Here is a 6683-nt window from a genome sequence, read left to right as displayed (position 1 = left end):
TCAGTTTTAATGTTGATGGGAGTGATCTTGCCGGAAGCGGTTTCCACTTTTACTACACTGCCGTTGTTGCTTACAAATAAGGTATTACCATCTTTGCTCAGCTCCATGCTACCCGGGCTGCCACCCAGCTTGGCAAGGATCTTTGTATCGCCGGTACGAGGCTCCGTAACCCACAGGTCGTAGCCCTTTTCAAAGGCGGCGGTGTAATACACCTTGCTGCCATCCTTATTCAGCACATAATCACTAATGGATGCGCTGTTAATGGTAAGGCGCAGCTGCCGGTTTTCCAGGTTCTCAAAATCGGGTTTGAAAAGCTTTTTTGGTGTAGTAGCAGTGTCTTTACCTTTAGCGGTTGAATCCTTGGTTGTTTTTTTATCGCTTTCCTCCTTTTCTTTCAGCAGGTTAAATTCATCTTTCGATAATTTAAAACGGTCGTATGTTTCCTGGTCAAAGAACACTGCATAAATATCTGTTTCGCGGCTGCCCTGCCGTGCCAGCGACTTACGGCCTTCCCTGCTGGTTTCCCAGGTGAGCATTTTACCATCGCTGCTCCATTTGCTGTTGCTTTCTCCAAAACCGCTGTTAATAGGAAATACAGGCGCTCCTTTTCCATCCTGCGGCAATAAGGCTACGTTCCGTACATTAAAATAACCCTGCTGGTCATCCACGGCGATCCACTTGCCATCCGGGCTCCAGGTAAAGCTCCAGTCGCCATCGGAGTAAGAGTGGTTCTGACCTGCGGGCAGCACCGTACGGCTTTTAGCAGATGCCAGGTTGTATACTTTCAGCACATTCCGGTCCTCTACATATGCAATCTCTTTACCGTCCGGTGAGAACACCGGCTGAAATTCCTCTGCTGCCGTAGCTATCAGCGGCTCTTCTTTTAAGAGGGTAGCTGCAAAGAAATAGGGCTCTTCCTTTCTTACAATGGTGCTCTGATAAATATCCCAGTTGCCGTTACGTTCAGCGGCATATACCAGGCGCTTACCATCCGGCGACCATTCTACCATGCGCTCCTGCTGCGGGGTATTGGTAATGCGTTTGGTCATATTGCCTTCCACGCTGCTTACAAATACTTCTCCGCGGGCAATAAAGGCCATCTCCTTTCCATTGGGGCTCATGGCAAATGCGGTAATATTGCCGCTTACCGGCATAAACTTTTCAGTAGCGGTGCGGCCGTCGTTAAAGATCTTTACATTCACCTTTTGCGGCTGTGCGCCTTCTTTCAGCGTATAGATCTCACCGTTATAGGTAAAGCATAAAGTATTATCACCTGACCTGGAGAGATGCCTTACCGGGTGCTTATCAAAATGAGTAAGCTGCTGCGGCTTGTCTTTGTTTGCCAGCGCGGCTTTGAACAGGTTCTGTGAACCGCCTGCCCTTTCGCTCAGGTAATACACGGCATCGTCTCCTGCAAAAACCGGCTCACGGTCTTCCCCTTCAAAGGAAGATATTTGCTGGTAGCTTTTTTTATTAAGATCATAGATCCAGATATCGCGGGTTACCGAAGAAGTATGGTGCTTACGCCAGGGATCCTCATATCCTTTGCGGTCCTGGAACACCAGCTGATCGCCTTTTGTATTGTAGTGCGCATATTCTGCACCGGCAGCGCTTAATAATACGGAGCGCCCGCCGGTAACCGGCACGGTGTACAGGTTATTGAACAGGCGTACATTGAAACGTACGCTGCCTGCAGGCGCATTACGCGGGCTGCCAAACAGTACCTGCTTATTGTCGGGTGTAAAATCGTAAGGGTAATCTGCCGTGCTGTTGGCGGTTAGCCTCACCGGTGTGCCGCCGGTAGCGGGCATTACAAACACATCAAAGTTGCCATAACGGTCGCTGGCAAAGGCCAGGTATTTGCCATCGTGGCTCCATACCGGCATCATGTCCTGCGCTTCGTGAATGGTAACCGGTACGGCTACGCCTCCATTTGCATCCACCCGGTAAATATCTCCTTTATAGCCAAAGGCAATGGTTTTACCATCCGGGGAAATAGCGGGGTAGCGTAACCATAAAGCATTGTCCTGCGCATAGGTAAGGCCCGCCAGCAGTAAGGCGGCAGCCGTAAAAAGGTACTTGTTCATAAGTTGCTGTAAACAGATTTTGTTGATGGCAATGGGTTGTGCATTGCCCTTGAATTGACGCTGAACCTGCAAAATAAAGAAACCGGGCTTTTCCCAAACCGTTAATTGACAAGTGGCTTTAAAGGGGTAACAAAGGCAAGGCAGCGGTTTTTGAACGTCCCATAAAAAAGTTATCTTACCATATAAATACCCCTGCTATGGAGAAACATACTGTTAAAATTATTGGCATACAGCAAGTGACGCATGACGTAAAATGCTTTCGTGTGGAAAAACCGGCCGGTTATACATTTGTACCCGGGCAGGCCACAGAGGTATCCGTTAATAGGCCCGGCTGGGAAGAGGAAGCACGGCCTTTTACCTTTACCGCCCTGGAAGATGCGCCCTGGCTGGAATTTACCATTAAGGGGTATGCGGATCATAACGGGGTCACCCACCAGCTGCACCAGCTGGCAGAAGGAGACGAGCTGATACTGCGGGATGTATGGGGCGCTATTGAATATAAAGGCCCTGGTTATTTTATTGCCGGCGGCGCGGGCATCACTCCGTTCATAGCCATTTTGCGCATGCTGCATAAAGAAAATAAGATCGCAGATAACATCCTCTTTTTCTCCAATAAAACCGCTGCTGATATTATTTATGAAGATGAGCTAAACCAGATCTTAGGCCGCAATGCGCGTTTTACCCTTACCCGTGAAAAGAAAGAAGGTTACGAAAATGGTACTATTAACCGCGCTTTCCTGGAATCCAGGATCTCCGATTTCAGCAAACATTTTTATGTATGCGGGCCTGATAAAATGATCCAGGATATTAACACGGCGTTGGAAACGCTGGGCGCTAAACCCGACCTGCTGATATTTGAAAAATAATCGTTGTGGCGTTCCTGTTAGAGCAATGTTTCCAGCTCATCTAAAAATGCGGCCTGCCGCTCATTCATCATTTGTCTTGCCTCTGTTAAAGTAAACCAGGCGGCTTTATCCACTTCCGGAAAGCTGCGTTTTTTACCGCTGCGGGGCGGCCATTCCAGCTCAAAAGTATTGCTTACAATGCCTGCCGGGTCCAGCTCCCCGCTTACCGCCCAGCACTGCACCACCTTTCCTCCCTTTTGTTTAATGGCTTTCAGTGGAATAAACCTGCCGGAAGGCCGGTAGCCTGTTTCCTCTTCAAACTCACGGATAGCGGCATCCAGTGGAGCTTCGCTTTCAGGATATTCTCCTTTGGGAATGGTCCAGCTGCCGGCATCTTTTTTAGCAAAGAAAGGGCCGCCGGGATGTACCAGCAACACCTGCAGCTGAGATGCCTGCTTTCTGTATAATAAGATACCGGCGCTTTGTTTCATAACCTGGTTGTTAGCTGCATAAAGCTACGGCAAATGTTGGACCGTCTACTTTTTTGCGTGCCGGTTCTTTAAGAAAACTTCCAGCTGTTTCAGCTGTTTGGTCCAGTAGGTTTCAAAAAAGCTGATCCATTCCTTCAGCTCATCAAAGCCCTGCTGCTGCAGCTCGCAGTACCGCTCCCGTCCCTGTGTGGTAATGGTAATAAAGCCGCTGTCGTACAACACTTTTATGTGTTTGGATACCGCGGGGCGGCTGATGTTGAAGTTATCTGCAATAGCGTTAATGTTCTGCTTTTCTTTGGTAAGCATCATTAAGATCTCCCGCCGGTTGGGATCAGACAGTGCCTGGAAGCAATCCACGCTGTATTTACTTTTCGCCATAGCTGTATTGTTGCAATGCTTTTTCCAGTCTTTTGATCACCTTGTTCTTCCAGCCCATTTCCATAATAAAGCTGGCAAAGATATTTCTGCCGCCTTTAAAGCCGGTATGGAACAGGTGTAATTCTGTACCGTTGTCTTTGGGTACCAGCTTCCAGGTTACCACGGTATCCAGCGTTATGATACCTTCCGAAGGGCCGCCCTGGAAAGAGTACGCCAGCTTTTGTAAAGGCACTACTTCCAGCACTTCAAAATACGTTTTGCCATCCCATTTCATTTTAGGACGAGGTGGTTGTACCATCATCCATTTAAAACCAACTTCAGCTTTAAAATCACCGGCATTCAGCGACCACTGTTTCAGCAGCTCCGGTTCTGTAAGGCATTCCCAGATCGTTTCCACCGGGTATGGATAAAACCATTTGATGTGAAGATCCCTTTGCATAATATGTAACTTTTGAGTTACCCAAATGCAATATGTAACTTTTGAATTACGTAATTTTTTACGGAAAAAATTTAAAGATCGTGGCATTATTACTGGTAATGAAGGGATTGGTATTAATTCCACAAACCTGTGAAAGGGATGCCACAGCAGCCCTGGCTGACCCTGCTTTATACAGGGTGGTGGCCATTTTGGCCTGTTCTTTGGACCATTACTTACAACGGAAACGGTCATTCGTTCACCATAAAAAGTAAAAGATCATGACACAGAATGAAAATAATAATAAGGATTATAATCAATTCAGGAAAGAAAACCTCACCGGGAAAGCTGAACAATCTGAACCTGCCATTGAGCAGACAGAACGTGAACGGCATAATAAGGGAGCAGATCAGACACGGCCTGACTTAACCAAACAGCAAGATGAACTCGAACACACCAAAGAGAGCCGTAAACATTCCCATTAAATTCGATTTTTGATTAGATCAATATCTTTCCCGGAGGTTGCTGTTAATGAACAGCAACCCGATGTAAAAAGGGCGCAGGCATTTACCTGCGCCCTTTTTTTGTGCCCGCCAAAAATTGGATAGCTGCTGTAAAAAACATAAATTGATGACCTGGTCTAATCCGTTAACCATGAAAAAAGTATTTCCACTTATGTTACTGGCTTGCCTGGGCAGTACGTTTACCCTATTACAGGCCCAGATCAAAACTGCACCAACTGTGAAAACAACCAATGGCGCCCTTACCGGCATCATTGAAAAAAGCGGGGTGCATGCGTATAAAGGCATTCCCTTTGCTGCGCCGCCGGTGGGCAATTTAAGATGGCAGCCGCCACAACCGCCTGCTAACTGGACGGGTATACGAAAAGCAGATCACTTTGCACCACGCACCATGCAGGCGCCTGTTTTTGGCGATATGGGCTTCCGTTCCGATGGGATGAACGAAGATTGTTTATACCTGAACGTTTGGACCCCTGCACGCAAAGGCAAAACATTGCTGCCGGTGCTGGTATATTTTTATGGCGGCGGCTTTGTAGCCGGCGATGGTTCCGAAGCACGTTATGACGGTGAAAGCATGGCGCAGAAAGGTATTGTAGCGCTTACAGTGAATTACCGTTTAGGCGTGTTCGGTTTCCTTTCTCATCCGGAGCTTACAAAAGAATCGCCCAGCCATGCTTCCGGTAATTACGGTCTGATGGACCAGTGGGCTGCATTAAAATGGGTACAGGAAAACATAGCGGCTTTTGGCGGTGATCCTAAAAGGGTGACCATTGCAGGCGAATCAGCCGGCTCCATTGCCGTGAGTGCGTTAATGGCTTCTCCCCTGTCAAAAGACCTGTTTGCAGGCGCCATAGGCGAAAGCGGTTCTGTACTGGGCGCATTATCTGCCGTGCCCCTTTCAAAAGGTGAAGCAACAGGCGAAGAATTTGCAAAAAGCATAGGCGCTGCCTCACTGGAAGCGTTACGCGCATTACCGGCAGATTCATTGTTGAAATTAGCTACCCAGTTTGGCACCTTCCGTTTTCCTGTTACGGTGGATGGTTACTTTTTCACCAAAGATCCTTACCATGTATATGCTGCAGGAGAGCAGGCGCATGTGCCGCTGCTAGCCGGCTGGAACTCAGAAGAGATGGGCTACCGCGCTATGCTGGGCAATCTGCCGCCTACTAAAGAAAATCTTGTAAAAACCATACAGAAGCTTTATGGCCATGGAGAGGTAAGTATTATGATGCAGAAATTATATAACCCTGCAACCGATGCAGATGCAGAACAGGTAGCCACCGACCTGGCCAGCGACCGGTTTATCAGCTTCAGCACCTGGAAGTGGATCGATGAGCAGGTAAAGACCAGCGGCCAGCCGGTGTACCGCTATTTGTTTTCCCGCCCGCGCCCTGCCATGAGGGCATCTATGGGTAATGCCACTCCGGGATTAGCGGGAGGCGTTATTAAAGATAAAACAAGCGCTGCCCCTAAACCACCGGCTGCCAAAGGTGCGGTACATTCTGCAGAAATAGAATATGCTATGGGCAACCTGTCATCGAATAAAGTATATGCGTGGACGCCGGAGGATTATAAAGTATCGGCCATTATGCAGGCTTACTTTGCCAACTTTATTAAGAACGCCGATCCTAACGGGCCCGGATTACCCAAGTGGCCGGCCATAACGGGAACGGATACTGTACCGGTAATGCATATTGATGTACGCACCCGTATGGAGCCGGACCAGCACCGGCAGCGTTACCTGTTCCTGGATGAGCAGGCGAAACACGCTAAATAACCCGATTGTTTATTGGGTGAGCGAGGCAGTAATGGGTTCCTGTAATACATACCCTTTACTGCCTTTATATACATAACGCTGCTCCAGCATGAAATGCGCAGTTTTTTTACCCTTTACCAGCTTAAGCAGCTCTTCCGGCAAGCGGTCTGTATCCGGATCGGTGCTGCGG

Annotated in this window: 7 protein-coding genes; 3 read left to right on the top strand and 4 right to left on the bottom strand. The window is 48.2% G+C overall.

Translation table 11 applies throughout. The annotated features are described in order from the left end of the window. Nucleotides 1-2087 (bottom strand): S41 family peptidase (locus VIM87_RS02830; protein WP_414649574.1); only part of this gene is annotated, 2087 nt, incomplete at its 3' end. 197 nt (nucleotides 2088-2284) lie between these two features. Here VIM87_RS02830 and VIM87_RS02825 point away from each other — a divergent pair. Further along, nucleotides 2285-2953, top strand: coding sequence for an FAD-binding oxidoreductase (locus VIM87_RS02825; RefSeq protein ID WP_331995501.1), 669 nt, complete (start codon nucleotides 2285-2287; stop codon nucleotides 2951-2953). Between the two features lie 17 nt (nucleotides 2954-2970). Here the strand turns inward: VIM87_RS02825 and VIM87_RS02820 are convergent, their stop codons facing one another. The 3 genes from VIM87_RS02820 to VIM87_RS02810 are packed head-to-tail and all read right to left on the bottom strand — an operon-like array spanning nucleotide 2971 to nucleotide 4240. Then, nucleotides 2971-3423, bottom strand: coding sequence for an NUDIX domain-containing protein (locus VIM87_RS02820; protein ID WP_331995500.1), 453 nt, complete (start codon nucleotides 3421-3423; stop codon nucleotides 2971-2973). Nucleotides 3424-3468: 45 nt separating this feature from the next. Further along, nucleotides 3469-3801: a metalloregulator ArsR/SmtB family transcription factor gene (locus tag VIM87_RS02815; RefSeq protein WP_331995499.1), complete on the bottom strand. Its 333-nt coding sequence runs from the start codon at nucleotides 3799-3801 to the stop codon at nucleotides 3469-3471. Continuing rightward, the gene (locus VIM87_RS02810) at nucleotides 3788-4240 is read right to left on the bottom strand and encodes an SRPBCC domain-containing protein (RefSeq protein ID WP_331995498.1); all 453 of its coding nucleotides are present in this window, start codon (nucleotides 4238-4240) and stop codon (nucleotides 3788-3790) included. Before VIM87_RS02810 ends, VIM87_RS02815 begins: the two co-directional genes overlap by 14 nt. A 257-nt stretch (nucleotides 4241-4497) precedes the next feature. On the opposite strand from VIM87_RS02810, the gene VIM87_RS02805 reads away from it, so the two are divergent. Further along, nucleotides 4498-4701, top strand: a complete 204-nt coding sequence (locus VIM87_RS02805) for a hypothetical protein (RefSeq protein WP_331995497.1) — start codon at nucleotides 4498-4500, stop codon at nucleotides 4699-4701. Nucleotides 4702-4870: 169 nt separating this feature from the next. Further along, entirely contained in the window at nucleotides 4871-6514 is a 1644-nt protein-coding gene (locus VIM87_RS02800) for a carboxylesterase/lipase family protein (RefSeq protein ID WP_331995496.1), read from the top strand. Nucleotides 6515-6683 lie beyond the last annotated feature (169 nt).

The organism is Chitinophaga sp., assembly GCF_036569125.1.
Taxonomy (GTDB): Bacteria; Bacteroidota; Bacteroidia; order Chitinophagales; family Chitinophagaceae; genus Chitinophaga.
This window is presented reverse-complemented; position numbering and strand designations above follow the sequence as displayed.

Coding starts and splice junctions, on each gene's coding strand:
- VIM87_RS02825 (WP_331995501.1), top strand. CDS start 2,285: ATGGAGAAACATACTGTTAAAATTATTGGCATACAGCAAGTGACGCAT.
- VIM87_RS02820 (WP_331995500.1), bottom strand. CDS start 3,423: ATGAAACAAAGCGCCGGTATCTTATTATACAGAAAGCAGGCATCTCAG.
- VIM87_RS02815 (WP_331995499.1), bottom strand. CDS start 3,801: ATGGCGAAAAGTAAATACAGCGTGGATTGCTTCCAGGCACTGTCTGAT.
- VIM87_RS02810 (WP_331995498.1), bottom strand. CDS start 4,240: ATGCAAAGGGATCTTCACATCAAATGGTTTTATCCATACCCGGTGGAA.
- VIM87_RS02805 (WP_331995497.1), top strand. CDS start 4,498: ATGACACAGAATGAAAATAATAATAAGGATTATAATCAATTCAGGAAA.
- VIM87_RS02800 (WP_331995496.1), top strand. CDS start 4,871: ATGAAAAAAGTATTTCCACTTATGTTACTGGCTTGCCTGGGCAGTACG.